This window comes from Streptomyces sp. Ru62 (genome assembly GCF_002920615.1).
Taxonomy (GTDB): Bacteria; Actinomycetota; Actinomycetes; order Streptomycetales; family Streptomycetaceae; genus Streptomyces.
In genome coordinates, this window is sequence record NZ_PQSU01000006.1 from 79,536 (window position 1) to 104,345 (window position 24,810).

Annotated in this window: 27 protein-coding genes and 3 pseudogenes; 11 read left to right on the forward strand and 19 right to left on the reverse strand. The window is 69.9% G+C overall.

The features are described from left to right. Window positions 1–104 precede the first annotated feature (104 nt). A complete protein-coding gene (locus C3492_RS10050) occupies window positions 105–1,067 on the forward strand; it encodes an NADP-dependent oxidoreductase (protein ID WP_103811379.1) in 963 nt (320 codons plus the stop codon). A gap of 326 nt (window positions 1,068–1,393) precedes the next feature. Here C3492_RS10050 and C3492_RS46855 read toward each other — a convergent pair. After that, window positions 1,394–1,495: pseudogene (locus C3492_RS46855) on the reverse strand (IS5/IS1182 family transposase); the annotation flags it as partial. Window positions 1,496–1,839: 344 nt separating this feature from the next. After that, a complete protein-coding gene (locus C3492_RS10055; protein ID WP_103811380.1) occupies window positions 1,840–2,256 on the reverse strand; it encodes a hypothetical protein in 417 nt (138 codons plus the stop codon). Window positions 2,257–2,509: 253 nt separating this feature from the next. Here C3492_RS10055 and C3492_RS10060 point away from each other — a divergent pair, with 253 nt between their 5' ends. Next, the gene (locus C3492_RS10060) at window positions 2,510–3,487 is read left to right on the forward strand and encodes a DUF5937 family protein (RefSeq protein ID WP_103811381.1); all 978 of its coding nucleotides are present in this window, start codon (window positions 2,510–2,512) and stop codon (window positions 3,485–3,487) included. Window positions 3,488–3,508: 21 nt separating this feature from the next. On the opposite strand, the gene C3492_RS10065 is transcribed toward C3492_RS10060, so the two are convergent. The 4 genes and pseudogenes from C3492_RS10065 to C3492_RS10080 all read right to left on the reverse strand — a co-directional run bounded on the left by C3492_RS10065 (window position 3,509) and on the right by C3492_RS10080 (window position 5,796). Continuing rightward, the gene (locus tag C3492_RS10065) at window positions 3,509–3,838 is read right to left on the reverse strand and encodes a hypothetical protein (RefSeq protein WP_258055592.1); all 330 of its coding nucleotides are present in this window, start codon (window positions 3,836–3,838) and stop codon (window positions 3,509–3,511) included. Window positions 3,839–3,925: 87 nt separating this feature from the next. Continuing rightward, window positions 3,926–4,144: pseudogene (locus tag C3492_RS10070) on the reverse strand (alpha/beta hydrolase); the annotation flags it as partial. Window positions 4,145–4,215: 71 nt separating this feature from the next. Further along, complete coding sequence (locus C3492_RS10075) at window positions 4,216–4,626, reverse strand: ankyrin repeat domain-containing protein (RefSeq protein WP_219822063.1); 411 nt, start codon at window positions 4,624–4,626, stop codon at window positions 4,216–4,218. A gap of 168 nt (window positions 4,627–4,794) precedes the next feature. Further along, window positions 4,795–5,796, reverse strand: coding sequence for a LacI family DNA-binding transcriptional regulator (locus tag C3492_RS10080; protein ID WP_103811383.1), 1,002 nt, complete (start codon window positions 5,794–5,796; stop codon window positions 4,795–4,797). Window positions 5,797–6,063: 267 nt separating this feature from the next. On the opposite strand from C3492_RS10080, the gene C3492_RS10085 reads away from it, so the two are divergent. Together C3492_RS10085 and C3492_RS10090 are read left to right on the forward strand one after the other, a co-directional pair. Further along, a complete protein-coding gene (locus C3492_RS10085; RefSeq protein WP_181140295.1) occupies window positions 6,064–6,999 on the forward strand; it encodes a DUF1996 domain-containing protein in 936 nt (311 codons plus the stop codon). 87 nt (window positions 7,000–7,086) lie between these two features. Further along, on the forward strand, window positions 7,087–7,731 hold the full coding sequence (locus C3492_RS10090; RefSeq protein ID WP_103811384.1) for a DUF305 domain-containing protein: 645 nt from the start codon (window positions 7,087–7,089) through the stop codon (window positions 7,729–7,731). A gap of 113 nt (window positions 7,732–7,844) precedes the next feature. Here C3492_RS10090 and C3492_RS10095 read toward each other — a convergent pair whose 3' ends face one another. Both C3492_RS10095 and C3492_RS10100 read right to left on the reverse strand, forming a co-directional pair. Further along, window positions 7,845–8,327, reverse strand: coding sequence for a zinc-binding dehydrogenase (locus tag C3492_RS10095; RefSeq protein ID WP_308461135.1), 483 nt, complete (start codon window positions 8,325–8,327; stop codon window positions 7,845–7,847). After that, entirely contained in the window at window positions 8,273–8,527 is a 255-nt protein-coding gene (locus C3492_RS10100) for a hypothetical protein (protein WP_103811386.1), read from the reverse strand. The genes C3492_RS10095 and C3492_RS10100 overlap by 55 nt, the downstream gene beginning before the upstream one ends. 154 nt (window positions 8,528–8,681) lie before the next feature. Here C3492_RS10100 and C3492_RS10105 point away from each other — a divergent pair, with 154 nt between their 5' ends. Both C3492_RS10105 and C3492_RS10110 read left to right on the forward strand, forming a co-directional pair. Next, window positions 8,682–9,749, forward strand: coding sequence for a TerC family protein (locus tag C3492_RS10105; protein ID WP_103811387.1), 1,068 nt, complete (start codon window positions 8,682–8,684; stop codon window positions 9,747–9,749). Window positions 9,750–9,883: 134 nt separating this feature from the next. Next, a complete protein-coding gene (locus tag C3492_RS10110) occupies window positions 9,884–10,768 on the forward strand; it encodes a universal stress protein (protein WP_103811388.1) in 885 nt (294 codons plus the stop codon). Window positions 10,769–11,257: 489 nt separating this feature from the next. Here the strand turns inward: C3492_RS10110 and C3492_RS44540 are convergent, their stop codons facing one another. The 3 genes from C3492_RS44540 to C3492_RS10120 are packed head-to-tail and all read right to left on the reverse strand — an operon-like array spanning window position 11,258 to window position 12,461. Next, window positions 11,258–11,410 carry a hypothetical protein gene (locus C3492_RS44540; RefSeq protein ID WP_181140296.1) on the reverse strand — a complete coding sequence of 51 codons (153 nt, stop codon included), beginning with the start codon at window positions 11,408–11,410 and terminating at the stop codon, window positions 11,258–11,260. Further along, complete coding sequence (locus tag C3492_RS10115) at window positions 11,407–12,081, reverse strand: NUDIX domain-containing protein (RefSeq protein WP_103811389.1); 675 nt, start codon at window positions 12,079–12,081, stop codon at window positions 11,407–11,409. Before C3492_RS10115 ends, C3492_RS44540 begins: the two co-directional genes overlap by 4 nt. Further along, complete coding sequence (locus tag C3492_RS10120) at window positions 12,078–12,461, reverse strand: DUF4406 domain-containing protein (protein ID WP_181140297.1); 384 nt, start codon at window positions 12,459–12,461, stop codon at window positions 12,078–12,080. The genes C3492_RS10115 and C3492_RS10120 overlap by 4 nt, the downstream gene beginning before the upstream one ends. Window positions 12,462–12,509: 48 nt before the next feature. On the opposite strand from C3492_RS10120, the gene C3492_RS10125 reads away from it, so the two are divergent. Both C3492_RS10125 and C3492_RS44150 read left to right on the forward strand, forming a co-directional pair. Beyond that, entirely contained in the window at window positions 12,510–13,268 is a 759-nt protein-coding gene (locus C3492_RS10125) for a DeoR/GlpR family DNA-binding transcription regulator (RefSeq protein WP_103811390.1), read from the forward strand. A 275-nt stretch (window positions 13,269–13,543) separates the two neighbouring features. Then, window positions 13,544–13,900: a hypothetical protein gene (locus C3492_RS44150; protein WP_146075667.1), complete on the forward strand. Its 357-nt coding sequence runs from the start codon at window positions 13,544–13,546 to the stop codon at window positions 13,898–13,900. Here C3492_RS44150 and C3492_RS10135 read toward each other — a convergent pair. After that, window positions 13,817–14,368: a hypothetical protein gene (locus tag C3492_RS10135; RefSeq protein WP_103811558.1), complete on the reverse strand. Its 552-nt coding sequence runs from the start codon at window positions 14,366–14,368 to the stop codon at window positions 13,817–13,819. The genes C3492_RS44150 and C3492_RS10135 overlap by 84 nt on opposite strands. A 330-nt stretch (window positions 14,369–14,698) precedes the next feature. Continuing rightward, entirely contained in the window at window positions 14,699–15,211 is a 513-nt protein-coding gene (locus C3492_RS10140) for a helix-turn-helix domain-containing protein (protein ID WP_258055593.1), read from the reverse strand. A 59-nt stretch (window positions 15,212–15,270) separates the two neighbouring features. Between C3492_RS10140 and C3492_RS10145 the strand changes: the two genes are divergently transcribed. Both C3492_RS10145 and C3492_RS10150 read left to right on the forward strand, forming a co-directional pair. Beyond that, window positions 15,271–16,689, forward strand: a complete 1,419-nt coding sequence (locus C3492_RS10145; RefSeq protein ID WP_103811393.1) for an MFS transporter — start codon at window positions 15,271–15,273, stop codon at window positions 16,687–16,689. 235 nt (window positions 16,690–16,924) lie between these two features. Then, window positions 16,925–17,500, forward strand: a complete 576-nt coding sequence (locus tag C3492_RS10150; RefSeq protein ID WP_258055594.1) for a hypothetical protein — start codon at window positions 16,925–16,927, stop codon at window positions 17,498–17,500. A 636-nt stretch (window positions 17,501–18,136) separates the two neighbouring features. On the opposite strand, the gene C3492_RS10155 is transcribed toward C3492_RS10150, so the two are convergent. After that, on the reverse strand, window positions 18,137–18,715 hold the full coding sequence (locus C3492_RS10155; protein ID WP_219822064.1) for a TetR/AcrR family transcriptional regulator: 579 nt from the start codon (window positions 18,713–18,715) through the stop codon (window positions 18,137–18,139). 180 nt (window positions 18,716–18,895) lie between these two features. On the opposite strand from C3492_RS10155, the gene C3492_RS10160 reads away from it, so the two are divergent. After that, window positions 18,896–19,690 carry an SDR family NAD(P)-dependent oxidoreductase gene (locus C3492_RS10160; RefSeq protein ID WP_103811396.1) on the forward strand — a complete coding sequence of 265 codons (795 nt, stop codon included), beginning with the start codon at window positions 18,896–18,898 and terminating at the stop codon, window positions 19,688–19,690. On the opposite strand, the gene C3492_RS44545 is transcribed toward C3492_RS10160, so the two are convergent. The 5 genes and pseudogenes from C3492_RS44545 to C3492_RS10185 form a co-directional block, all read right to left on the reverse strand. Further along, complete coding sequence (locus C3492_RS44545; RefSeq protein ID WP_181140298.1) at window positions 19,680–19,895, reverse strand: hypothetical protein; 216 nt, start codon at window positions 19,893–19,895, stop codon at window positions 19,680–19,682. The genes C3492_RS10160 and C3492_RS44545 overlap by 11 nt on opposite strands. 193 nt (window positions 19,896–20,088) lie before the next feature. Continuing rightward, window positions 20,089–20,307: pseudogene (locus C3492_RS45555) on the reverse strand (helix-turn-helix domain-containing protein); the annotation flags it as partial. Window positions 20,308–20,750: 443 nt separating this feature from the next. Then, entirely contained in the window at window positions 20,751–22,655 is a 1,905-nt protein-coding gene (locus C3492_RS10175) for a glycogen debranching N-terminal domain-containing protein (RefSeq protein ID WP_103811398.1), read from the reverse strand. Next, entirely contained in the window at window positions 22,652–24,007 is a 1,356-nt protein-coding gene (locus C3492_RS10180; RefSeq protein WP_103811399.1) for a trehalase family glycosidase, read from the reverse strand. The genes C3492_RS10175 and C3492_RS10180 overlap by 4 nt, the downstream gene beginning before the upstream one ends. Then, window positions 24,004–24,804, reverse strand: coding sequence for a sugar phosphate isomerase/epimerase family protein (locus C3492_RS10185; RefSeq protein WP_103811400.1), 801 nt, complete (start codon window positions 24,802–24,804; stop codon window positions 24,004–24,006). The genes C3492_RS10180 and C3492_RS10185 overlap by 4 nt, the downstream gene beginning before the upstream one ends. Window positions 24,805–24,810: the final 6 nt, after the last annotated feature.

Here is a 24,810-nt window from a genome sequence, read left to right on the forward strand (position 1 = left end):
TTCCGCAGGAACACGCGCAGTCCTGCGCGTGAGCCTCCGCGGACTTTTCCCAATTGCTCATTCCAGAATTACCGCTACAGAAGAGACAGAAAGGAAGTGCCGCAATGAAGGCTGTTGCAGTTTTCCACTACGGTGACCCCGAGGTACTTGAGGTCGTCGACCTCCCCGTCCCGGAAGTGGGGCCTGGGCAGATCCGGGTGCGCGTGCACGCAGCGGCGGTGAATCCCTCAGATGTGCTGCTGCGCAGGGGGTACACCGACGAGATGCTCGCAGGTCGCCTCACACCGCCGTACCGGCCCGGCATGGACGCGGCAGGCGTCGTGGACGAGATCGGCCCCGACACGGTCACCGATCTCCAGGTCGGCGACCGCGTGATGGCGATTGTCATCCCCATCGACCCCTCCGGCGGAGCCTACGCCGAGTACATCGTTCTCGACGCCCGGCAGGTCGTCCGGGCCCCGGCCGGAAGCACGCACGCCGAGGCCGCCACTCTTCCGATGAACGGGCTGACCGCGCGCCTTGCCCTGGACGTGCTCGACCTTGCCCCCGGCGACTGGATCGCCGTGACCGGAGCCGCCGGCGCTTTGGGTGGATACGCCGTGCAACTGGCCAAGACGGACGGGCTGCGTGTCGTGGCGGACGCATCTCCTGCCGATCAGGAACTAGTTCGCTCGCTCGGTGCCGATCAGGTCGTTGCCCGTGGGCCGGGCATCGCGGAGCGGATCCGCGAGGCCGTTCCCGGCGGCGTGGCTGCCGTCATTGACGCCGCGGTCATGGGCCCCCAAACACTTCCCGCCATCCGGCCCGGCGGACAGATCGCCCTCGCGCGCAGCGAGGGTGAACCTGGCACCACCCCCCTGGGGGACACGAAGGACGTGTCGGTCCGCAACGTGTTCGTGCCCGACTACCGCTATGCCCACGGCAAACTCGATGCCCTGCGAACGCTTGCCGAGGAGGGTCGGATCACGCCGCGGGTCGCGGCCGAGTACCCCGCCAGCCAGGCGGCCGAGGCCCATCGCCGCTTCGAGGCAGGTGGCGTGCGCGGCAGGCTCGTCCTCGTCTTCTGAACGGCAATCGGCAGTCACGGTCCACGAGTCGGCCCCACCAGGGCACTGAAGCCCGGCTTGTCGTCGCCGTCGGCCGGCCGCCGCCAGGCAACCGCGACGGCCGCCGTCCGGCGAGGGACACCGGCGGCCGTGCCCGTTGCTCACAGTGGGCGGCCCTTCTCGGGCGTGGCCGGGTAGGAGGACAGCCCGGCTCTCAGGGGCTGCTGATGGCGATGTGCGTTTCAGTCGCTGGTCATGAACAGGGGCGTTCCGCGCGGGCCTACGGCGCTGCTGGGCGGAAGAAGGGGGGGTCGGCCAAAGGGTGTTGCAAGCGTCGTCCGCGATCACCGTCGGGCATGTGCGTCTGTTCTGCGCCCGGACACCGGCCGGACTGACGCCACCACCCGGCGGCTGTCGGCGTCGATGACGACCTGCACGTTCGCGGAGAACCAATGCCGCATCCGCAACCGGCCCTCGCGGATGCGGTTACCAGGGCCTGGGTGCCCAGACCGACGGGCGGGTGATCACGCCACCGCTTCCCAAGTTTCATGGGCTCTGGCCCGCCGCGAGCACATGAGCGACATCATCCAGGCCATCGCCGGCCTGTTGTCCCATCAGCGGACCGCAGACCTGGCCTCCGCACGGCAGACGTGAACATCGAGTCCCACCGCCATCCCTCGACGCCTCACCGCCAACCATGCAGCAGTTGCATCTGGTGACCGCAGGTGTCGAGGGTTTGACAGTCAGCCGTCAGTTCTAGAGCCATGGCCTGGGCTGGACACCGTTGCTCGGTCTAGAAGGCGGTGCGCCCGGTACGCGTGCCACCTCCACCGGTGGTCACGAAGTAGAAGGCGGTCCCGTCCAGCACATCGGTGGCGACCACCTTGTAACCTGCGTCCTCCGCCACCCACGTCCAGTGATCCTGGCAGGTGTTGTACTTCGCCCAGCACACGGCCACCCACTGACCGCCCCCGGAGTCGATCCGCAGGTTGATGTCATTACAGCGGGGACTAGTGGTGTAGGTGCCGCTGTATCCGTTCGGGGGCAGGCTGATTGACACCGAGCCGTCGTAGCAGCTCACTGCCGCCTGGTCGGTTCCTTCCGACGTGGCCGAGGCAGTGGCCGGGACGAGGAAGGACAGGGCCAGGGCACCGGATGCCAGGAGTCCCAGCCGCCGTGCCCTCAGGCCCTTCGCACGCATTCGGAGCATTACGTACCCCTCTCTGTTCGGATCTGTTCCGTCGACTTTCCGCGCGACCGGCTGTTTCCGGGCGCGTCGTGCAACCGCGTTCGACGAGGACGCTGATTTCGGTCACCCGCAGAAGCGACCTCGGCCGGTGGCGAGCGGGAGGCAAATCGCGCATCTCCGCTGGCCTGAAGCTATGTTCCCCACGACCATCGCCCCTGTCATGCTCATTGAAGGATGCTCAAGAGCCGCAGGTGTACCCGCGTGGAGGCCACGGATGCTCCGATTCCATTTCACTGCCGAGGATCTGGCGCGCACACGAGTCGCAGCTTCACCGCATCCGCTGTGGGAGATCGCCTCCAGCCTGCACAGATTCCAGACCCGAAACGGCAGATGGATCTACGGGGACTGGTACCGGAACGCATGCGCGACGCTCCACGAATCTGGTCTGACGCGGCCGGTGAGCACGATGTTGCTTCCGCTGTTCCCGCGCGCTCGCTATTTCGCGGACTTCTTGACCCCGGCGGAGGGCGTCGAAGGGCTCGAGGCCGCTTTGGAAGCGATCCTCGCGACGCCGGATCGTCAGGTGAACCGTGAAATGGCCTTGGCGGCACGGGCCAGCCGGCTGCCGTCCTGGACTTCTCGCCTCGCCGAAACGTCCCTGCGCCGAGAGGTGGTGGATCTGCTGCGCGCGTACCACGCGGCAGTCATCGCTCAGCACGAGCCACACATTCAGGAAGTCCTTCAGGCCGAGCGCGCCCGCCACGCCCGAACCCTGCTTGCCGATGGCACGGCCGGGCTCCTGTCCGACCTCTCACCGGCGGTGCGCTGGCGTCATCCCGTGCTGGAGGTCCCGGACTATCCGGCTGTCAGTGATGTGCAGCTGAAAGGTCGCGGGCTGCTGCTCATCCCGTCCTACTTCTGCTGGAAGTCACCCATTGCCCTGGCGGACCCCGGCCTCCCGCCGGTGCTCATCTACCCCGCGCTGCACGCTCCGACAACGCCGCCCGTACCGGAGCGCGCCCTGCAGACGCTCCTCGGTCGCACGCGTGCCGCTATCCTCCGGGCGGCCGCCACGGGAGTCACCACCAGCGAAGCGGCACGTCAGGCCGGGGTCTCGACCGGAACCGCCACTCATCACACCACGGCCCTGCGGGACGCGGGCCTGATCTCCAGCCGACGCCGGGCGAACAGCGTGCTGCACACGCTCACCCCGCTGGGGGCCGCCCTCCTTCATGGACAGCGGCGTTCATGACCGTGGGCGTGCGGAGACGAACTACTTGTCCTTGACCGACAGGTCCCAGATCACCTGGACGGTCGTCCAGCCGTTCGGGGTGAGCACGTCGGAGAGGGACACCATGTGGCAGTGGTGCTTCTCGGCGATCTCGGCGACGTAGTGCTGGATCACCAGCCCGGTACCGATCATCTCGACGTTGATCGACATCGGCCTGCCGTCGTCGGTCGTGGTGTAACCCGCCGCCTTGTGATCGGGCGGGGCACACCGCTGGTACTCCTTGTCCGGCAGGTTCAGCAGCCAGTCGGCGATGTCGATCGCGTTCCAGGGCGCGTCGACCGGCGCGTGCTCCGTCGAGGCGGACAGGACCAAGTCGGACAGGACCTTCTTCGAGTCACTCGTGGTTTGTCCTCTGGGGAGGGCGGTGGGCCGGCGGCAGGTGGCCGCAGGCCGGTTGGATCAGGCGGTGCCGAGTGCGGTGCGCAGTGTGGCGACGGCCTGGCTGATGGCGCCTTCGGCGGCGTGGGTGCCACGCAGGGCGTTGAGCATCACGAAGTCGTGGATGATGCCCTGGAAGCGGACGGCGGTGACCGGCACACCGGCCTCGCGGAGCTTGTTGGCGTAGGCCTCGCCCTCGTCGCGCAGCACGTCGGCCTCGCCGGTGATGACCGACGCCGGGCCGGCGTCCTCTTCGCCATGCTCCGCGACGGAACCTTCTACGAACCCCAGCCAGCCACGGCAGATGGCGTCTAGGAGGAAGTGCCGTCCCCGGCCAGAAGGTGAGCAGCGACGTCATAGTTGGCGATCCGCCCCGCCAACGCCCTCGGGCTCAGGCCATGAACGTTGTCCCGGTCAGGGTCAGCACCGGCTTCCAACAGGCGCCGAATCGTCCCGCCTTCGCCCCGCGAACAGAACACCGCCCTCCACAACGGCGTATTGCCATGACGGTCCACGACATCGACCGCCGCACCCGCGGCCAGCAGGACTTCGACGGCCGCAGGCACTTGCGCCTGAGCAGCAAAATGCAGCGGAGTCCAACCCTCGGCGTCGACAGTCCCCGGGTCGGCGCCCTCAGCCAACAGCGCCCTCAGGCCGTCCACATCCCCGCCACCAGCCGCATAGTGCACCGCGGTCCGCCCCAACCGATCCTGATCCGTCATGCCGACCATCCTCACCCGGCTTGACGAAACAGATAGGGGCACCCCCCCCCGCAAATCCGGCCCGGCTGCTCACGGCGGGGTCCGCCTACCGGCCCCGAGAGGGAACAGCCTTCATCGGCAGCTTCCTGGCGATGACGGAACCGGCTCCGGCCGTTCAGCGGGTGGCGGTCAGCTGTTCACCGTGGACTGGCGGATGACGACCGACGTCGGAAGTTCAGCGACCGGACCGGGGGCCTCCGTGTCCGTCAGGCGGGCGAGAAGCATGCGCGCCGCCACCTCGCCCATCTCCCGCATCGGCTGCCGGATCGTCGTGAGCGGGGGCTGGGTCAGGCGGGCCATCGGAATGTCGTCGAAACCGACGACGGCGACGTCCTCCGGCACGCGCAGTCCCGTGGCGCGCAGGGCGGCCATGGCGCCCATGGCCGCGAGGTCGTTGTGGGCGAAGACGGCGTCGAAGCAGCGGCCCTCGGCCAGCAGTCGGCGTACCGCCTCGCGTCCGCCCGCCTCCGTGAAGTCGCTCTCGACGACGAGCGCGGGTTCGAGCGGGTGGCCGCTCTCGGTGAAGGCCGTGCGGAAGCCGTCGAGTCGGTCGCGCACGCAGCCGAAGCGCAGCGGTCCCGCGAGGACGAGCGGTCTGCGCCGCCCGACGGCCAGCAGATGGCGGGCAGCCGAGGCGCCTCCCTCCCGGTTCGCGGCGGTGACGTGGGGGAACTCGGGATGACGGCCGCGGTCGTCGATCAGTACGACCGGGAGGCCTCTACGGTGGAGAGCCGTCAGCATCGCCAGGGTGTTCTCCGGCTCCACGACCAGCAGTCCGTCGAAGGCTCCTGCGAAGACCTGGCTGGTGAACCGTTCGACCGAGTCCGTCCCCCGGTTGCAGGTGAACAGCAACAACCCGAACTCCGCCGCCTCCACCGTATCGACGACGCCTTGGACGACTTCACCCATCCACGGCCAGGTCAGCGACGGCACCAGCATGCCGACCGTGCGGCTCTGTCCGCGGGCCAGACCCACCGCACCCGAACTGGGCACGTACCCCAGCCGGTCGATGACCTCGCGGACGCGGGCGGCGGTCGAACGATCCACTTCACCCCGGGTGTTGAGGACCCGCGAGACGGTCGTCTTGCTCACACCGGCCGCTCGGGCCACATCCGCGATGGTGATACGCACCGCACCCCTCCGCCGCGCGGGACCCGACGCCGTGACCGGCAACCAGGACGACCCGTGTGACGCCGAGTGAAACAGCGGCGTCCCCACGGCGTCAACACCCGGAGGAAGCCGTGAACTCTTGAAGGCACCGAAGCTCGTCGGATCCGGGATCGCGCGAAGTCTTGACGGCAGCATGACACGTCGCTTCACTCACGGTGAGGGCCGGGACCGGTTCCGGAACCGGTCCCGGGACAGAGCACCCCCACCATTTCCCCCAGGAGGAATGCCGTGCTCGACCGTTCTCCCCGCCCGCCCACAGGGCGTTCCCGCGCACGACGCGCCTGCCTGACCGCCCTGGCTGCGCTCGGCTTGATCCTCGCCACCTGGTACACCGGCTCCGCGTCCACCGTCACCGGACCGAAGACCACCGATCTCGACGCCGCTCCCCAGGGCGCCCAGGTCGTCCGTGTCGCAGAGTTCCTCGCGGAGTGCCCGTACAGTCACCGGCTTCCGGACGACCCGATCGTCTTTCCCGGCCTACCTGGCGCTTCCCACATGCACAGCTTCTTCGGCAGCCATGTGACGAACGCGCACACCGAGGTGACCGATCTGCTGGGCTCCTCCTCCACCTGCAACCCGGCTACCGACTCGTCGTCGTACTGGGTCCCGACGATGTACCGCAACGATCAGCCGGTCGAGCCCACCGGCACCACCTTCTACTACCTCGGCGAGGGGGTCCGGGACGACGTCATCCAGCGCATCCGGCCGTTCCCGCAGGGGCTGCGGATCGTGGCCGGCAACGCCAAGGCCACGGGCGTCGACGACCCGACGTCGGTGGCTCGGTGGTCCTGCCTGCACCACGGCGAGGTCAACCCCTCCAAGGACTTCGTCACCTGTCCCGCGGGCTCGATGCTGGAGTCGTACCTCGACTTCCCGCAGTGCTGGAACGGCAAGGACCTCGACTCCGCCGACCACAAGAGCCACATGGCCTACCCGGTGAACGGCGCGTGCCCGGCCAGCCACCCGGTGCCCGTGCCCAAGCTCCGCCAGGTCCTGCGCTATCCCGTGTCCGGAAGCACCCAGGGCCTGCGACTGTCGTCCGGTCCCGGCTACACCATGCACGGTGACTTCTTCAACGCCTGGCCCGAGAACGAACTCGCCCGCAGGGTCACCAACTGCATCAACGCCATCGTCAAGTGCGGAGCGGACGGCAATCCGTCCTGATCGCGGATCACACATCGCACATCGCACATTTCGTGCATCGCACATCGCACCGAACGTCCGGCACAATGACGAGGTCAAGGAGCAGACATGGCGGATGCCGCGGCCGGCGCACCGAAGGCGACTTTGCTTGCCGCGGCTCTGCTGTGCGCCCTGACCGTGCCGGGATGCGCCGGCTCGCCGCAACCGTCCGCTCCGCCCGCGAGCGCGACGACGACCGCCGCACCGCACGCCTCCGCTCACGGTGGCGGGGAGAACCAGAGCGGCACCGCCACCGCGAACGGCGGCCTCAACGCCACGGACATCGGCTGGATCCAGCTGATGATCGCCATGGACGACCAGGCGCACCACATCCTGCGGCTGACACGGGGCCGGACCGCCGACAAGGGCCTGCTGGACTGGGCGGCCGACGTCGCTGAGGGCCATCGCACCGAACTCGTCGCTCTGCGGGCCCTGTTGGCGGACGTCGGCATACCCGACGACAACCCCCACGCGGGTCACGAGATGCCGGGCATGGTCAGCACACGCGAGCTGCGGGCCCTGGAGGCCGCCCGTGGCTCGCAGTTCGACCGCCTTCTACGGTCCGCGCTGCGTGAGCACTTCAGGCAGAAACGGATGCTCGCAGCAAGTGTGCGGAAGGCAGATGCCGATCCCGAGGTGAAGAGGGTCGCGCTGCGTGTGGGGACTTCCGCGTCCGGCGCCCAGCGCCGCATGCCCTCCGCTCCCGGCGAGTGACCAGCGGTACATGACGGTCGCTGCCTTCCTTCCCAGGGCTTCCCTGTGCTCGCGACGTCCGCACGAATCCGCTCCCGTCACCTGTCGGGTCCCGAGGCGACGGCCTCGCGAGGTCAGACGGTCATGACCACTTTGCCCACCGCGCGTCCCTCTTCGAGGATCCGGTGGGCCCGGGTAGCGTCCGTGATCGGCACGACGCTGTCGACGACGGGGCGGATGAGTCCCGTCTCCACCATGGGCCACACCTTCGCCCGTACGGCACGGACGATGTTCGCCTTCTGCTCGTGACCGCGGGCGCGCAGCGTGGTCACCGACACCCTCCAGCGTCGCGCCATCAATGCCGCGACGTCCAGCCTGGCCGGGGACACGTCGCCCCCGATCATGACGATGCGCCCGTCATCGGCGAGACAGCGGATGTTGCGGTCGAGACAGGGGGCGCCGAACCGGGTACGCGCCGCACGGCATCTGGCCCGGCGGAAGTGCGGGTCAAGCACCGTTACCGCCCGCAGCTGCCCACGCGAGTGGAGTGCCTTCCACAGGGTCAGCCTGCCTTCGGTCCCTTCTGCGTATTCATCTGCTCCCGCTCCGAGGCCCACCGGGCCGTACGGTGCCGCTCCAGCCCCTGCCGCACCGCCCAGGCAGTAGCCGACACCACACCACTCGCACCGGACGCGGCCATCACGCCGCCGGAGATCGCGTGCAGCCTGGTCTGCTCGGCGGTCAAGGGGTCGGCGGCAATCTCGTTGTTCCGGTCCGTCCACACCACCGTGTGTCCGGCCGGCGCCCCGGACGGCACTCTGGCCTCATCCGTGTGCGTCGAGCCCGCGCACCTCGGGGAGGTCGGGCCCCCGCCGCTCAGTGTCCGATCACGGACCGGAGGGACAACTTCCGTCTCATGCAGCACACTCGTAAGAAGACTGCCGATCGACCGCGCTGGAGAGGTCCGAGTCGTGCATGACGTACCGCTGTGGTTGTGGATGGTCTTCGCCGTCACCGTGCTGGCGTCGCTGACGGTCGATCTCCTCGCGCACCGGCGGGAACACGTCATCCGTTTCCGGGAGGCCGCCGCCTGGAGCGGCGTCTGGGTGGGCTTGGCTCTTGCCTTCGGCGCCCTGGTGTTCGTGGTGGTCGGCACGGCCGCCGGAGTCGAGTACACGACCGCGTGGCTCTTGGAGAAGAGCCTGTCGGTCGACAACCTCTTCGTCTTCGCGCTGATCTTCGGCTACTTCAAGGTGCCGCGCGCCTACCAGCACCGCGTACTGTTTCTCGGCGTCCTCGGTGCCCTCGTCTTCCGCGGCATCTTCCTGGCGGCCGGTGTGGCCGTGGTCAGCCGCTTCACAGCCGTCCTGTTCGTCTTCGCGGCGATCCTCTTCTACAGCACGTACAAGATCCTCCACGAGGAGGACGACAGTTTCGACCCCGGCCAGAGCATCGCCGTGAAGCTCCTTCGCAAGATCGTCCCCGTGCGCGACGAGTACGCGGGGACGCACTTCTTCGTGAAGGAGGCCGGGAAACGCGTCGCCACGCCGCTGCTCGCCGTCGTCGCCGCGATCGAGGCCGCCGACCTGGTCTTCGCCGTCGACAGCGTGCCCGCCGTGCTGGCCGTCAGCAGTGACGCCTTCATCGTCTACACCAGCAACGCCTTCGCCATCCTCGGCCTGCGCGCCTTGTACTTCATGCTCGCCGGTCTGCTGGATCGCTTCCACTACCTCAGCAAGGGCCTGGCGCTCATCCTCGCCTTCATCGGTGTCAAGCTCGTCCTGCAGGCGTCCCACAAGACCATCAGCACCGCCGTCCCGGAGATCCCCTCACTCCTCAGCCTTGTCGTCATCGTCGTCGTCCTCGCCGTTTCGGTCGGGCTGAGCGTGGCCCGTCCCATCCCGTCCGGCCCCGAAGATGACCGTCCCTGGTCCGGCTCCGGTCCGGCTCCCGACTCTTCTCCCGCCGAGAAGGCTCGCGCGACCGACCCCGATCCGCCGGTCCATCGGCACGGCGCCGGGCAACCGCCTGACGCATGACGCCCGGGCCGGAATGCGTTCCCCTGTGCATCCCTGCACGACCCGATCAATCCAAAATAATCCACAAGAGACACTAAAAGGCTTGTAAAGTATCGACAGGGGTACATAAGGGCGCAAGCTAGGCGGTGGACGCAATGACGCTGCCTGTAGTCGTGGGCGTCGACGGATCAGAAAGCAGCCTGTGCGCGATCGACTGGGCCGTGGGCCAGGCGGCCCTGCACCGCTTGCCACTGCGCCTCGTGCACGCCTCCCTGTGGGAACGCTATGAGGGACCCGCCGCCTTCACTCACTCCGCAGAGGCCGCTTTCGAACACCGGCTCGTCCAGGAGATCCTCAACCATGCCACGGACCGGGCCCGGGAAAATCACCCGGGTGTGAAGATCGCAGGCGAGATCGTTCCCGAGGACGCCCAGGCAGCCCTTCTGCGGGAGGCCCGACGCGCCACCGCCGTGGTGACAGGCTGCCGGGGCAGAGGACCGATCGCCGGTGCGCTGCTGGGCTCGGTCAGCCGTTCCCTGGTGATGCGCGCGCCCTGCCCAGTGGTCGTCGTGCGCGGCATCCCGAGGAACCCGCCGGGTGACCGGCCCATCGTCGTGGGCGTGGGCGACACCGCCGGCAGCACCGTGGTGGTCCGCTTCGCCTTCCGAGAGGCCGAGGCCCGACACTGCCCGCTGCACGTCGTACGTGCCTGGCACCGTCCCGCGCACAGGCCCCCAGCACATCCACTGCTCGTCGGGAGCCCCGCACACGAACACGAGGAGCGGGCAGCCGCCTTGCTCGACGACGCCCTGCGCGACGCGGAACGCGAGCATCCCGGCGTGCCGGTCCATTGTGTCGTCGCCGAGGGCCCCGCCGTCGACGTACTGCTCGCTCACGCCGCCACGGCCGACCTCCTCGTCCTGGGCTCCCCTCGACGGCACGGGCCCCTCCGACCGCCCCTCAACGGCGTGACACAGACCGTGCTCCGGCACACCGACTGCCCGGTCGCCGTGGTGCCACCACGTACAACCAGCATGTGAGGGCCACCCACAGGGAGGCCGTGGTCAACACCCTGGGTGGGCTCGCGGAGGAATCGGGCGGGTGGGTGCGCCCGACGCGTCAGCACATCACGCGGGGTGTTTCGCGGGAAGTCCGGTCGGCATCTGACGGCCCTCGGCGTCTCCCTCGGCACGTACTCGGCAGCCCTTCTCACCCGCGCCCAGCTCAATCCGGAGCCGGCCTGGACCGATGTCTTCGCACCGGTTTCACGGTCGCTCTGCTGATCCGTGAGCTTGCCTTCCCTGGTCCAGCCACCGGCGACCGGGGCGCAGCCGCCGTCCTCGTCGCTTCCGTCGTCTCGGCCACGCTCGCCGGTCTGCTGCCGCGCCGCAGCAACGCGGTCCACCGGCGCCTGTCCGCGGAGGAGGATCTCGACGCGGACGCCGATGGCATCCCCGGCATCCACCGGCGGCACTCCCTCCAGCCCGCGGCGGAGCGGCAGGACGGGCGGCCGGAATCGCATCCCGTCCTCAGGCCAGGACGAAGCGGCGCAGCCGCACATGGCCGAGGGAGACGGGCACGGTGACGACCGTGACAACCAGGCCGGCCCAGTGGGGTGAGGGGTCCCCCGAACAGCACCGGTGCGTGGTGGCCGCCCGCCGCGGCGGGGGACAGACCGTCACCCCCGCCCCGTGGGAGCGAATGGTCCGTGGAGTGCCGCCCATTGCAGGAGCAGGATGGTCTTGCCGTCGACGATGCGTCCGTCGCGGGTCATGGCGAGGGCGTCGGCGAAGGGCAGTTCGAGGACCTCGATGTCCTCGCCGTCCTCCTCCAGCCCGCCGCCGGTTCCGGTCCGGTCGGCCGGGGTGTAGGGGGCGGCGAAGAAGTGGAGGCGTTCGGTGACGGAGCCGGGGCTCATGTAGGCGTCGAGGACGTGGGTGAGCGGGCCGAGGGTGACGCCGAGTTCCTCGGCGCTCTCCCGGCGGACGGCGGCGGGCGGGTCTTCCGCGTCGAGCAGTCCCGCGGCCGCCTCGATGAGCATGCCGTCGGGGTGGTCGTTGACGTAGGCGGGGTAGCGGAACTGGCCGGTGAGCAGGACGCAACCGCGTCCGGTGTCGTAGGGCAGGACGACGGCTCCGTTGCCGCGGTCGTAGGTCTCGCGCTGCTGGGTCTGCCAACGTCCGTCGCGGCGGCGGTAGTCGAACGTGGTGCGGCGCAGGACGTGCCAGCCCTGGGAGGTCAGCTCGATGTCGCGGACCACGACGTCGGGGTTGCGGTCCAGGCCGCGTCCGGCCTGGTCGAGGCCGGTGCGGCCACGGTGGTCGGGGATGTCGATGCCGGGGCGGGCGGTCACGCGGCCTCCTGCGGGGTGCGGTGCGGGATCTCGTCGACGTGGTGGTAGACGGGCAGGCCGCGGCGGCGGGCGATGGCGACGTCCTGGTCGGCGCCGGTGGAGTCGCCGGGGAGTCGGAGCACGGCGTCGCAGTGGGCGAGCAAACGGTCGGCGGTCGGGTAGAGCACCTGGTCGGCCAGCGGGTCCGTGGGGCCCGCGCCGGCGGAGTGCAGCACGGGCAGGGCGATCCACTCCCCGATCACCGGGAGGTGCCCGGCGGCGAACACGGGCCAGGCGGCGGCTTCGAGGCGGGCCAGGTTCGCGGCCATGGCCTGCGGGTCGCCGTCGGTGCCGGAGCGGTAGGGCCCGGCTATGAGGATCAGCATCGGCTTGTCGGTCATGACGGCTACACTACATGCAGAAACGTGCAAGAACAGGAGAGAGTGTGCATGCTGGCTGCTGAACGTCGCGACCACCTGCTCGGTCTGCTCGCCCGCGAGGGCAAGATCGTCGCCAAGGATGTCGCCGCCCGGCTGGGCATCTCCGAGGACAGTGTGCGGCGCGACCTGCGCGACCTCGCCGCCGAAGGCCTGTGCCAGCGCGTCTATGGCGGGGCGCTGCCTGTTTCGCCGGCCATTGCGGACTACGCCGCCCGGCAGTCCGTGGCTCCGGACGGCAAGCGGAAGGTCGCCGCGGTCGCTGCCGGGCTGCTGCGGCCGGGCGGTGCGCTGATCCTCGACGGCGGCACCACCGCGCTCGCCGTCGCGCGCGCACTTCCGCACGATCTTGCATGCACCGTGATCACTCACAGTCCGACGATCGCCGCGGCACTGCTCGACCATCCGCTGGCGGAACTCTTCCTGCTCGGTGGCCGCCTCTTCAAACACTCGGCGGTCGCCTGCGGTGCGGCGGCCGTCGAGGCGGCACAGAACGTCTCCGCCGACCTCTGCTTCCTCGGCGTCACCGGCGTCCACCCCGAAGCCGGTCTGACCACCGGTGACGCCGAGGAGGCCGCGATGAAACGCGCCCTGGCCGCCCGGGCCGCGGAGACCTACATTCTCGCCTCGTCGGAGAAGATCGGTACGGCCTCGCGGTTCCGCGTCCTGCCGTGGGAGAAGGTCAGCGGTCTGATCACCGATGCCGGCCCCCACGACACGGTCGTCGAGCAGGTCAGGACGCTCGGTGTCGAGGTGCTGGCAGCCGGCTGACGGCCACGCGCGTGGGCGGGGGCGGCGGGGCTCTCCCCGGCTGCGGGAGGGAGGGCAGGACGGTAACGACTCGGCACTTCCCGGGCGACCTCGCCCGACGGCGGGCATGTCGACGTCACCCTCAACCCGAGAGCGGCAAGGTCTACGTCCGCGCGGACGACGCCAAGAGCGGCGCGCGCACCCAGCACGGTGCCGACAACGCCAAGAGCGGCGCGCGCCCGCAGCACGGCGCCGACAAGGTCGTCCTCAACGTCCTCGACCGGGCGAAGGAGGCCGTGCCGAAGGAGAAGCCCTACGCGTTCGTCGGCTCGCGCGGCGACGAGGTCTGGCTGCTGCCCCAGGCCGTCATCGGCAGGCACGTCCACGGCGGCATGGACCCGCATGCGTGGGAGGACGTCGCCAACGCCCAGGAGGTCGCCCGCACGCCGGCGGCCATCCCCACGGAGAACCACGAACTGATCACCGCGCATGACGCCCTCGGCTACTTGTGCCGTCCCGCAATGTTCGTGCGGAACGGCGTCGGGGGCGGCTACCGACCGGCGGTGAAGTCAGTCCAGGCCGGTCGCCCATGCCGTCAGTGCGGCGAAGTCATCGATGGCGAGGCCGCATCGGGGGTCGATCCGGTGCAGTAGGGCGGGACCGTCGTGGTGTTCCTCCACCCAGGCACGATCGGCCTGTGTGATCTCGTCGTCGATCCAAGCGAACGCACGGCCTTTCGCCCACGCGACGATCTCCGGCGTCTTCCAGAACACACCGCCGCCGGGCTGGGTCCGCGGCGAGGTCCAGGGAATGAAGGGCAGCTCGGGCAACCCCAGAACTGGCGCAATGAAAACGTTGGCTTCCTCCTCCCACGTCGTCGCCCACACCAGGTCGAAGGGAAGGGCATCCAGCGCCGGGCCGTGATCCGGGTTGAGCCACACCCGCAGCGGCTTCACGGGCGCGTTCGGCAGCCCCCACTCCGTCAGCCGCCGCCGCTCGGCGGCCTCCCAGCGAGGCGTCAGCAGGCGGTGCGTCTGATAGCCCTCGGGCCGGCGGTGCGGCTTTGCGGCATACGGATTGAGCGGTCCGTCCACATCCACCAACAGCACTGGGCGCACCAGCTCATCCTCCTTGGTTCTACGTCGCACGGTATGGGCCGAAGACGAGACCGCCCACCGAAATTCCGGCACGTGGGGATCATGGAGTGGGTCGTGCGACGGCCTCGGGAACTCGCGGCAGGCTTCGGCGTGCGTCGACCGACCGGGCCACCGGGCGTGAGGAAGCGGTGAAAGCAGTCCTGCGCACGTGCAGTTCGGCCAGTGTTGAGCTCAGGATTTCCGGGCGAGGCCGATTGCTGCTGAGAACACGGTGAAACGCCTTACGCCTGCTGGAGTGCTGACCGCCATCCGGTCATCGCCCCTCACTGCACCGCACCGATGGCCGAAGTGCGCTCAGCTCTGACTGGCTTCATGAGATGTGCTCGCCGTCGCGTACTGCACCGGGCCGGACTGGTCCCAGCCGGGGGTGAGCTCCTCCCGGTGGATGTCCTCGCCATGGACCCGCTCACCGCAGGTCTCGCAGACCGTCTGGGTGACGAGTTCGTGGTCGCGGTGGAGGAGTCGGCTGGGCGGCGTGGTGACGGCCCAGCGGTCGCCCCAGCCGATGAGCTCACGGGTGATGCCCCCCAGATCGCGCCCCGCTTCCGTCAGGTAGTAACCGTTGTGGCGTGCGTCGTCCGGCAGCGGGCGCCGTTCGAGGACACCGCTCTCCACCAGCGCCTTCAGGCGTGCCGCCAGGCGGTCTGAGGGGGCTCCGGTGTTCCTGGCGATCTGCCGGAACCGATGGTTGCCGAGCATGACCTCGCGGATCGCCGGCAGAGCCCATCGGTCACCGATGACCTGCAGGGCGGCGGCGAGTGAGCAGGGGCGTCCGGTCATGTCCTGGGGATCTATGCGCGTGGTCACCACCCCATTGTCTCTCTGGCTGGTTTGATTTCCAAACTCACCTGTGTTTGGCTTGCCACATGACTGAGATGCTTCGATTTTCAAAGCGGCCGGGCGTGGCCGGCGCGGTCGTCCTGGTGGCCGTCTTCATGACCAATCTCGATCTGTTGATCGTCAACGTCGCGCTTCCAGCCATGGGAGAGACCTTCTCCGAGGGCGGCGGGGGCGTGAGCCTCGGTTCGCTGTCCTGGGTCCTCAACGCCTACGCGATCACCTTCGCCGCTCTGCTGGTCGTTGCCGGGCGTGCCGGTGACCGCATAGGCCAGCGGCCGGTCTTCCTCACCGGAATCGCCGTCTTCACCCTCGCGTCATTGGGCTGCGCCCTGGCCCCGAACCTGGAAACCCTCGTCGTGACCCGCGTGGTGCAGGCCGTCGGAGCGTCCGCCCAGATCCCGACGTCCCTGGCACTGCTGCTGGCGACGGTGCCGGCCGAGCGCCGCACCCACGCCACCCGCAACTGGGCCGCGGTCGGCGGACTCGCCGCGGCCGCCGGGCCCGTCGCCGGCGGACTCCTGACCGCGGTGGACTGGAGGTGGGTTTTCGCCGTCAACCTGCCCATCGGGATCGCGGCGCTCGCCGCCGGCCGATCGGTCCTGCCGAAGCCGGCCACGCGAGAGACGGGGCCGCTGCCCGACCTCCTCGGCGCCCTGCTGCTCATCTCTGCGGTCACAGCACTGTCCGGCGCGCTGGTGCAGGCACCCGACTGGGGCTGGACGAGCGGCGGGACCGTACTGCTCCTGGCCGTTGCCGTGATCGGCGGCGCCGCATTCATCCTCAGGTCCCTGCGACACCCCCACCCGCTGTTCGAACTGGACCTGCTGCGGCTGCCGCGCTTCGGAGCGGCGAACGCGGGCAGCCTCGTCTTCGGCGTCGCCTTCGCGATCATGCTGCTGTCCAACGTGCTGTGGTGCCAGGACGTCTGGCACTGGAGCGCGCTGCGCACCGGTGTCGCTCTCGTCCCCGGCCCCGCCCTCGTGCCGGTCGTGACCCTCCTGACCGCCCGCGCCGCGCAGCGCTTCGGACACGGTCCGCTGGTCGCCGCGGGCGGCTTGCTGTTCGCCGGCGGCATGGTGTGGTTCGCGTGCTTCGCCTCCGTCACGCCGGACTATTGGCGGGGGATGCTGCCCAGCCAGTTGCTGACCGGTGCGGGCGTCGGTCTGGCCCTGGGCACGCTGGTGGCCGCCGGTGTGCACGCCGTTCCGGGGCACCGTGCGGCGACCGGGTCGGCGCTGGTCAACTCCGTCCGTCAGATCTCGACCTCGGTCGGCGTCGCGGTCCTGGTCGCTGTGGTCGGCTCGCACGTCGGTGCCGCCTCCCTTCACGACTTCCGGGTCGTCTGGGGCCTGGCCGCCGTACTGGGCCTGGCGACATCCGCGTTCGGTGTGCACCTGAGCCGTGGCGGCGGCTCAGCCCGAATAGCGCTCGCCGCATCGAAATAGCTCAAGGCGGATGTGCGGACTCCAACGGATACGTCCGAACCGCAGGCTTTCAGCCTCCGGGCAGTCGGCCGGAACGACGCATCGCGCTCGCTCGGCCGTGAACAACACATCGGCGATCGAAGCCCACGGCGGAAACACACGCTGGCGTTCCCTGGCCCAGGCGCGCGCCACCCTTGTCAGCGGAGGGCACCTGTTCGCCGCCAAGGGCCTGCCGCAGGATCCCGAACCCCGTGAAATGACCGTGCTACTCCACGAGGAGCACGCCTCGGTCAGGCCCTTCGGCGCTCCTGACCAGAAAACCGACTTCACGCCCGGACGGGTGAGCGTCGACAAGCTCGACGGGCGAGTGGTGGCTGCTCGCGAGGACCCGCGGGCATCCTTCAGCGGCCACACACTGGAAACGCCCTGGGACCCGCTGGACCGCGCCTACTTCAACGGCTACGCCCTGTGGACCTACCTCACCACGCCGTTCCTGCTGGCCATGCCCGGCTTCACGGTCACCGAGATCGAGCCCTGGCGGGAAGGAGACGAACTCTGGCGAGGACTGCGCGCCACGTTCCCACCCGACATCGCCAGCCACAGCACCCACCAGGACTTCTACTTCGGCCCCGACCGGCTGCTGCGCCGACAGGACTATCACGTCGACATCGCAGGCGGATTCCCGGCCGCTCAGTACGTCTACGACTGCGTGGAAGCGGACGGCATCGTCCTGCCCACCAAGCGCCGGGCCTACCGCCGCGACGCCGACGGCCATCCCGTCCTCGATCAGGTCATGGTCTCCATCGACCTCAGCGACATCCACTTCAGCTGAACGTCTCGGCGGCGGTCGGGAGGCACGACGCGTGGTATGCACCCCGGCTGCGCGAGGGGTCCCGGTACTCGACCCCGGACTTCGGTAGGCACACATACCCGACGACCTTCTCGCGGAGATCAGACGCCGGGTCGCGAACTTCCGTTTCCCTCGAACCGGTCCGACGGGGTGGGACATCGGACTGAAACGAGAGCGCCCCGGCCAACGTGCTGGCCGGGGCGAACCCGCAAAGCGGTGTGATCGTTAAGGGCGGTCGCCTACGCGGCGAAAGGCAATGCGAGGCTTCAGCCGAACGATCGTCCTCGCATGCAATGGATGAGGCCCGGGGACACTGTTCCCTTCACCATCACGAGTCGTTCAACCACCCCGCCCGGCGAACATTCCCGCGTGCCTACGAGTTCTCGGGGCCTTCCCGGGTGCCGCATCGCTTTCGTCGTCGCCGCGAGGCAGCCCTGCTCGGTCGGGTGAACACGCCAGGAGGGAAGAACTTCGGGCGGTGCGACGCGTGGTGCCTGGCATGAAGCCGATCAGCGACGTGCACGTGGCGGAGCCGGGCCTGGCCGTCATCGACGGTCGCGGCCGCCGACGACGAGACGGCACTCCCACATCACCGGGATAGTGACCGTCGTCATCCGGTCACAGAGGTGCGGGCAGCCGCGCGTCGAGGAGCTGTTCCGCCAGCTGGATCATGTGGTCACCTGGGGTGTCGGTCGCCATCGCAGCCGCGAGGACCTGGGCACCGTCGAGGATGACCAGGAGCTTGCCGGCGGTGTCGTCGGGGTTCGCGTCGCCTGCTGCGCGGAGCTGTTCGCTGAGCCAGGTCTGCACCTCGGTCTTGTGGGCGACGGCTGCGGCGTGGGCGGGATGGTCCGCGTCGGGGAACTCGCTGGTGATGTTCAGTGTGGCGCAGCCGCGGTAGCCGGGCTCTGCCATGTCCTGCCGGGTGAGGTCGAACAGGGCTTTGATGCGGGCGCGGGGGCTGGGTGCTGCTGCCGCCGCCTCGCGGAGGCGCTGCCACCAGTGCTCGTTCCGGTTGACCAGGTAGGCGGTGACCAGCTCGTCCTTGTTGGCGAACTGGCGGTACAGCGTCGCGTTGGCGACGCCTGCCGTGCCGATCACCAGGTCCATGCCGACGGCGCGGACGCCGCGGGAGTAGAACAGGTCGCCCGCTACGTCCAGGATGTGCCGTCGCGTCTCCTCGGCCGGTCGTCGCACCTGGAGCCTCCTGTCGCGTGAGCGGGAATGAACCGCCCTCATTATGAGACGGATCGTTCTCTCCAGCAAGTGCTTGACAGGAGAGAACGTTCCGTCTCATTCTCGGAGAGAACGATCCGTCTCATCGGATGCGTCGCCAAGCGCGCCAGTCCGGGCGCCGCTTCACCCAAGGGAAGACTCATGCAGATCGACTTCGCCGGCCGTACCGCCCTGGTCACCGGCTCGACGCTGGGGATCGGCCTGGCCACCGCGGAAGCCTTCGCCCGGGCGGGGGCCCGCACCGTCCTCAACGGGCGCGACGAAGCCCGGCTCAAGGCGGCCGCCGACGGTATCCGCCTCCGGGTGCCGGGCGCGGACATCGTCACCGTCGCCGCCGACGTCTCCACCGCGGAGGGCGCACAGGCACTGCTGGAGGCGGTGCCGGAGGTTGACGTCCTGGTGAACAACACCGGCATCTTCGCCTCCACCCCGGTCCTGGAGATCCAGGACGAGGAATGGCGTCGCTTCTTCGAGGTCAACGTCCTCAGCGGCGTCCGGCTCGCGCGCCAGTACATGCCCGGGATGATGGAGCGCGGGTTCGGCCGCATCGTTTTCGTCTCCAGTGAGACGGCCATCGACACACCGCTCGACATGGTCCACTACGGCATGACCAAGACCGCCCTGCTGGCGGTGGCCAGCGGCCTGGCCAAGGCCGCCGCCGGCACCGGCGTCACCGTCAACTCGGTGCTTCCGGGCCCCACGCACACCGAAGGCATCGAGGAGTACATCACCGCCCTCATCCCCGAGGCGGAGACCTTCGACGCCGCACAGCGCGAGTTCATCGCCCGGTTCCGGCCGACATCGCTGATCCAGCGGCTCATCCAGCCGTCCGAGGTCGCCGATCTGATCCTGTTCACCAGTTCCGACCGTGCCTCGGCGACCACCGGCGCGGCCCTGAAGGTCGAAGGGGGCACCCTGACCTCCCTCACGCCATGACGTAGATGCGGCGCCGCCTCCGCCCAGCCGGGTTGGCCGGCGCGCCGCGGCGTACCGCGAGGTGGAGGGCGTTGAGGGCCAAGGACCGCGGGCCGACGAGGAGCAACTCCTCATCGACCAGCGGTATGGCGAGGCGCATCTGATGCGAGGGCCGGATGGCGGTTACGACCAGGTCGAGTCGGTCGGCGGCCACGTCCGGCCGCACGCAACGGACCTGACCGCGCTGGTGCCCACCGCAGCCAGATCCTGCCGGAACGGTCGCTCAGGAGGCGCTCCACCACTCGTCAACGCCGTTGAGGCGAAGCCGCGCGTCCGCGATCAGAGTCTGGCCTGATCCGACATGGACAGTGGGGGAATAGCACCCGCGGGTGAAGCCGGGGTTGAGCGTGGAGGAGGTCAGCGCGGAGGAAGCCCCAGCGTGCCGCTATGGCGTAGATGGGCGTACCGCGCAGGGAGGGGTCGGCCAGGTCACCGCGGGCGCCCTCCAGCCGTCGAGCACGGATCCAGGCGGCGACTGTCTCGCCCTGGGCTTGTTGCTGGAGGATCCGTTGGAGACAACTGAGGGAGACGTGGCGTGCGGCAGCGATCACAGACGGCGTCAGTGCCGGATCGTGCACAACTCGGTCCCGAGCGTGATCGCCTCGACCGATCTGGCCTTGCTCCCCCGGTGCGCGGCTGCGGATCATCGGCAGACGCCGAGCACCGGGCAGACCTTGAACCGCAGTAGCCGACCGCGATGGCGGAGTCGCACCGCCGGCCGCACCCCCACCCGCTCAGCTCCCGCTGCGCCCGGCCCTGGGGCGTTGTGCCGCGGGCGGCGCCGCCCGGGACAGCGGCTGTCGCAAGTCGGTGCGCCTGCTGAACCGCCGGGGCCCCGGCGCTCGGCGGGTGGCGGGGCATCGTGGCGAAGGCTCTCGCGGACGCCGGCGAAGTGCACCACCGCAGAGGTCGACGCGAGTGTGCCCACCTCTCGCCGCCGGGGGCCGGACATCGGCTTGCCCATGCCACCCAGGCTCGGCCGTCACACGGGGCGGCAGGCGTCCGGGGGGAGTTGCCGGCTTCACAGCATTCGTAGTGCCGTTCGCAGGGCGAGCGGGGTCGCCGCGGCCCAGGCCTGTGGGGAACACGAGTGGGGGTAGGGCACCGGGCGGACCGTGGCCGTACGGTCGTAGCCGGCCAGTACCTCGGGCAGACGGTAGCCGTGGGCGGCGGCCGCCGCCACCAGGCCGTCCACGACTGTGCGGACGTGATCGGCCAGTCCGTACCGGGCCAGGCCCAGTACGATGACCGCGTTGTCGTGCGGCCAGGCGCTGCCGCGGTGGTACGACAGCGGGTGGTAGGACTTCTGGCCCGCGGCGAGCGTCCGGATCGCCCAGCCGGAGAAGAAGTCCGGCTCCAGCAGCCGCTGTCCGACCCGGCGGGCCCGTGCCGGATCGAGGATTCCCGACCACAGGAGGTGGCCGGCGTCGGAGGCGAGGGCGTCGACCTGGCGTCCCCGGCCGTCCAGTGCCAGCGCGGGGAAGTCGGTGTCCGGCATCCAGAAGTCGGTGGCGAAGCGGGTGCGCAGGCCCGCGGCGGCTTGGCGCAGGCGGTCCGCGTAGGAGGGGTCCTGCCAGACCGCGGCGGCCAGTTCCGCGGTGCGGATCAGGGCGTCGTAGGCGTAACCCTGGGCTTCCGAGACGGCGACGGGTCCCAGGGCCTGGGTGCCGTCGGTGAAGCAGATGGCACCCGCCGAGTCCTTCCAGTTCTGGTTGACCAGACCGTTCGGGTCGGGCCGGTAGACGAGGTAGCCGTGCTCGTCCAGGCCGCCGTCGGTGAACATCCAGTCGACGGCCCTTCGGGCGTGCCGTTCCAGTCGTACGGCCAGGGCCGGGTCGCCGGTTGTCTCGTAGTGGGCGTGGAGCAGGACGAGGAAGAGCGGAGTGGCGTCGACGGCGCCGTAGTAGCGGCCGTAGGGGATCTGCCGGAAGTACGCGAGTTCGCCGTGGCGTGTCTCGTGGACGATGCGTCCGGGCTGTTCGCCGCTGACGGGGTCGTGGTGACGGCCCTGGGTCGCCGCGAGGGCGCTCAGGGTGGCGGCTGCCGTCCCGGGCCGCTCGGACAGCAGGAAGTACGACGTCAGCAGTGAATCGCGGCCGAAGAGGGTGAGGAACCACGGGATGCCGGCGGCGGGGACGGCGACCTCCTCTCCGTCCAGGCCGGTGACCGCGATGGTCAGCAGGTCCACGTCGGCCAAGCCGCGCTCGCAGGTGCGGGTCAGGTCGTCGGCCGACGCCGTCGTCCCACGCTGCGGCCGCGCGACGGCGGGAGCCCCGGCCGGCAGTGCGTGCGGCAGGGCGCGGACGGTCACCCGCAGTTCGGCCTCGCCGTGCGCGGCGAGTGGCAGGTCCCACCGTAGCGTGCGGGCGGTGGGCAGGTCCGGGACGGTGTCGTGACCGGTGGGGGCCGGGTGGCTGACGACGATGGTCCGGGAGTGCCAGTCGGCGCGGTGGTAGTCGAAGACCACTCCGTCGTCGGTGGCGCGGGTCTCGCGGCGGGCACCGGGCTTGGCGTAGTGGCGGTCGTCCGCGCGTAGTTCGAACAGGTCGGCGAAGTCGGCGTCAGCGGTGATCTCCACGCGGGCGGTGACCGGCTCGGGACGGTTGCTGACCAGGCGCAGGTGTTCGGTGAGCTCACCGGCGCCGAGGGTCTGTTCGCGGAAGACGGTGTAGGCGGGCGGGTTGTCCCGGGTGCCTCTCGGGGTCAGGACGCAGACGGCCGTGTCGTCCGTCGTGGCGTCGGCGGGCACCAGGGCGACGGGTTCGGTGCCGTCGACGGTCAGGTGCCAGCGGCTGAGGTGGCGGCCGTCGCGCAGGAACAGTCCGTCGGGTGCGGTGCCGCGGCTGCCGTGGATGGCCCCGGCGGTGTCGACACGGGCGAAGGTGGCGTCCCGCACGAGTTGGACGAGGGTGTCGGCCGAGGTCATGGGGTGGGCTCCTTGGGGTCGGCGCACAGCAGGTCGAGCGTGAGCGCGGCGGTCCACGAGAAGTGCCGGGCGCCACGGGCCGCACCGGTGGTCGGGTCGACGTACTCGGCGAAGTCGGACCGTCCCGCCTCGCTGAGGAATCCCCGCCGCAGCCGTTCGGCGTCCTGCTCCCGGCCGTGCGTGCGCAGACCACGGTGGATCAGCCAGGCGGTGTTGAACCAGGCGGGGCCGCGCCAGTATCGCTGGGCGTCGAAGGCGTGGCCGGTCAGGTCGTAGCTCGGGAGCAGTTGGGTGGCCGGTGCGTCGAAGCGCGGCCCGGTGAGTGTGTCGACGAGGCGGCTGACGACGTGCGGCGGCAGGTGGGGGGCCAGGAGCGGTACCAGGCCGGTGACGGAGTCTTCTCCGACCAGGGTGTCGGTGGCCAGGTCGCGGACGCGGAACAGGCCCGCGTTGTCGTCCCACAGCCGGGTCACCAGGTGGCGGGTGAGGGCGTCGGCGCGGGCGGAGTGCGCCGAGGCGTCCGCGCCGGTCTCCCGTGCCATGGCCGCGAGAGCCCGTTCGCTGACGATCAACAGGGCGTTGAAGCACGGGTCTTCCACCGCGAAGGCGTGCCGGGCGGCGCGGTCGTCGTAGCCGGCGTCGCGGTAGTCGGTGACCAGGCGGACGTAGCGGCCGTAGTCCAGGTCGGTGGGTCTGTCGGCGGGATGGCCGTGGTTGAGGTCGGCGCGGCGGAAGGCGTCCGGAGCGGCCGGTTCCACGCGTCGCAGCGCCCCGTCCCAGCAGGGGCTGTTGTCCATGCCCGGTTCCCAGGGGTGGACCACGGCGGCCAGTCCGCCACCGCCGAGGTCACGGTGGCCCAGGAGGTAGTCGTGCCAGGCGGCGAGGCGGGGGCGGACCCGGGTGAGGAAGCCGCGCCGGCGGGACTCCGCTGGGTCGGCGCGGTGCACGAGCCAGGCCGCCAGGGCGTGCACCGGTGGCTGGACGATGCCGGACGTCTCGGGTGACGCCGGCGCGCCCGCCGGCCGGCCGGCGGTGGAGGAGCGCCAGAAGTCGGGGCTCGGGAAGTAGGCGTCGTCCGGTACGGCGGGGTTGAAGACGATGTGGGGTATGCGTCCGTCGGCCCACTGGGCGGACAGCAGCGACTCCAGCTCCTGCTGGGCGCGGCGGACCGAGAGGTGGCGCAGCCCGATGGCGATGAAGGCGGAGTCCCAGCTCCACTGGTGGGGGTAGAGGGTGCGGGAAGGAACGGTCGAGGCGCCGGTCCAGTTGTCGATGAGGACCCGCGCCGCACCGCGCCGCAGGGTCAGGTCTGCGGTGGCGGTGGGCGCGGGTCGGTCCAGGAGGGACTTCACGCGCCGGACCTCTTGAGGAACGCGGGGACGGACCGGACGGCTTCGACGGGGTCGCCGGTCAGCCGGCATTCGAGGGCGAGGTGGCCGTCGTACCCGATGGTGTGCAGGGCGCCGAGCCAGGCGGACCAGTCGAGGTGGCCGGCTCCGGGCTGGAAGCGGTTGGAGTCGGAGACCTGGGCGTGGCCGATGACGTCGGCGTGGGCGAGGATCGCCGCCGCGGGGTCGCTCTCCTCGATGTTCATGTGGTAGCTGTCGATGCCGATCCTGATCGAGTCCAGGCCGGTGGCGCGGATCAGGTCGGCGGCCTGCTCCAGCCGGTTGACCATGTGGTCCTCGTACCGGTTCAGCGGTTCCAGGAAGAGCGTCACACCTTCCTTGCGGGCGTGTTCCCCGAGTTCGGTCAGGCCGCTGAGCAGGACCTCGCGGTCCTCCTCCTCGGTGCGCGGGGGTTCGAAGGGCGGCAGGCGGCGGGAGAACATGCCGTACGAGGCCGGGGTCTGGGCGCCCCGGCCGCCGATCTCCGCTATCACGGTGAGCTGCGACTTCATCTGGTCGACGGCGTCGCGGCGCAGGTCCGCGTCGAAGGCGCCGAGGAAGTGCAGCATGTCGACGCACACGGTGGGCATGACCACGCCGTCCTTGCGGGCCTTCTTCAGTTCGTCGAGACGGGAGGCGAAGTGGAAGTCGCCCTTGCCGCGCAGTTCGATGGCGTCGTAGCCCGCCTCCTGGGCGAACTCCCACTTGGCCTGCAGGGTGTCTCCGGGCAGGAGTTGTTCCTGCGCCGCGGTCTTGAGCATGAGGGG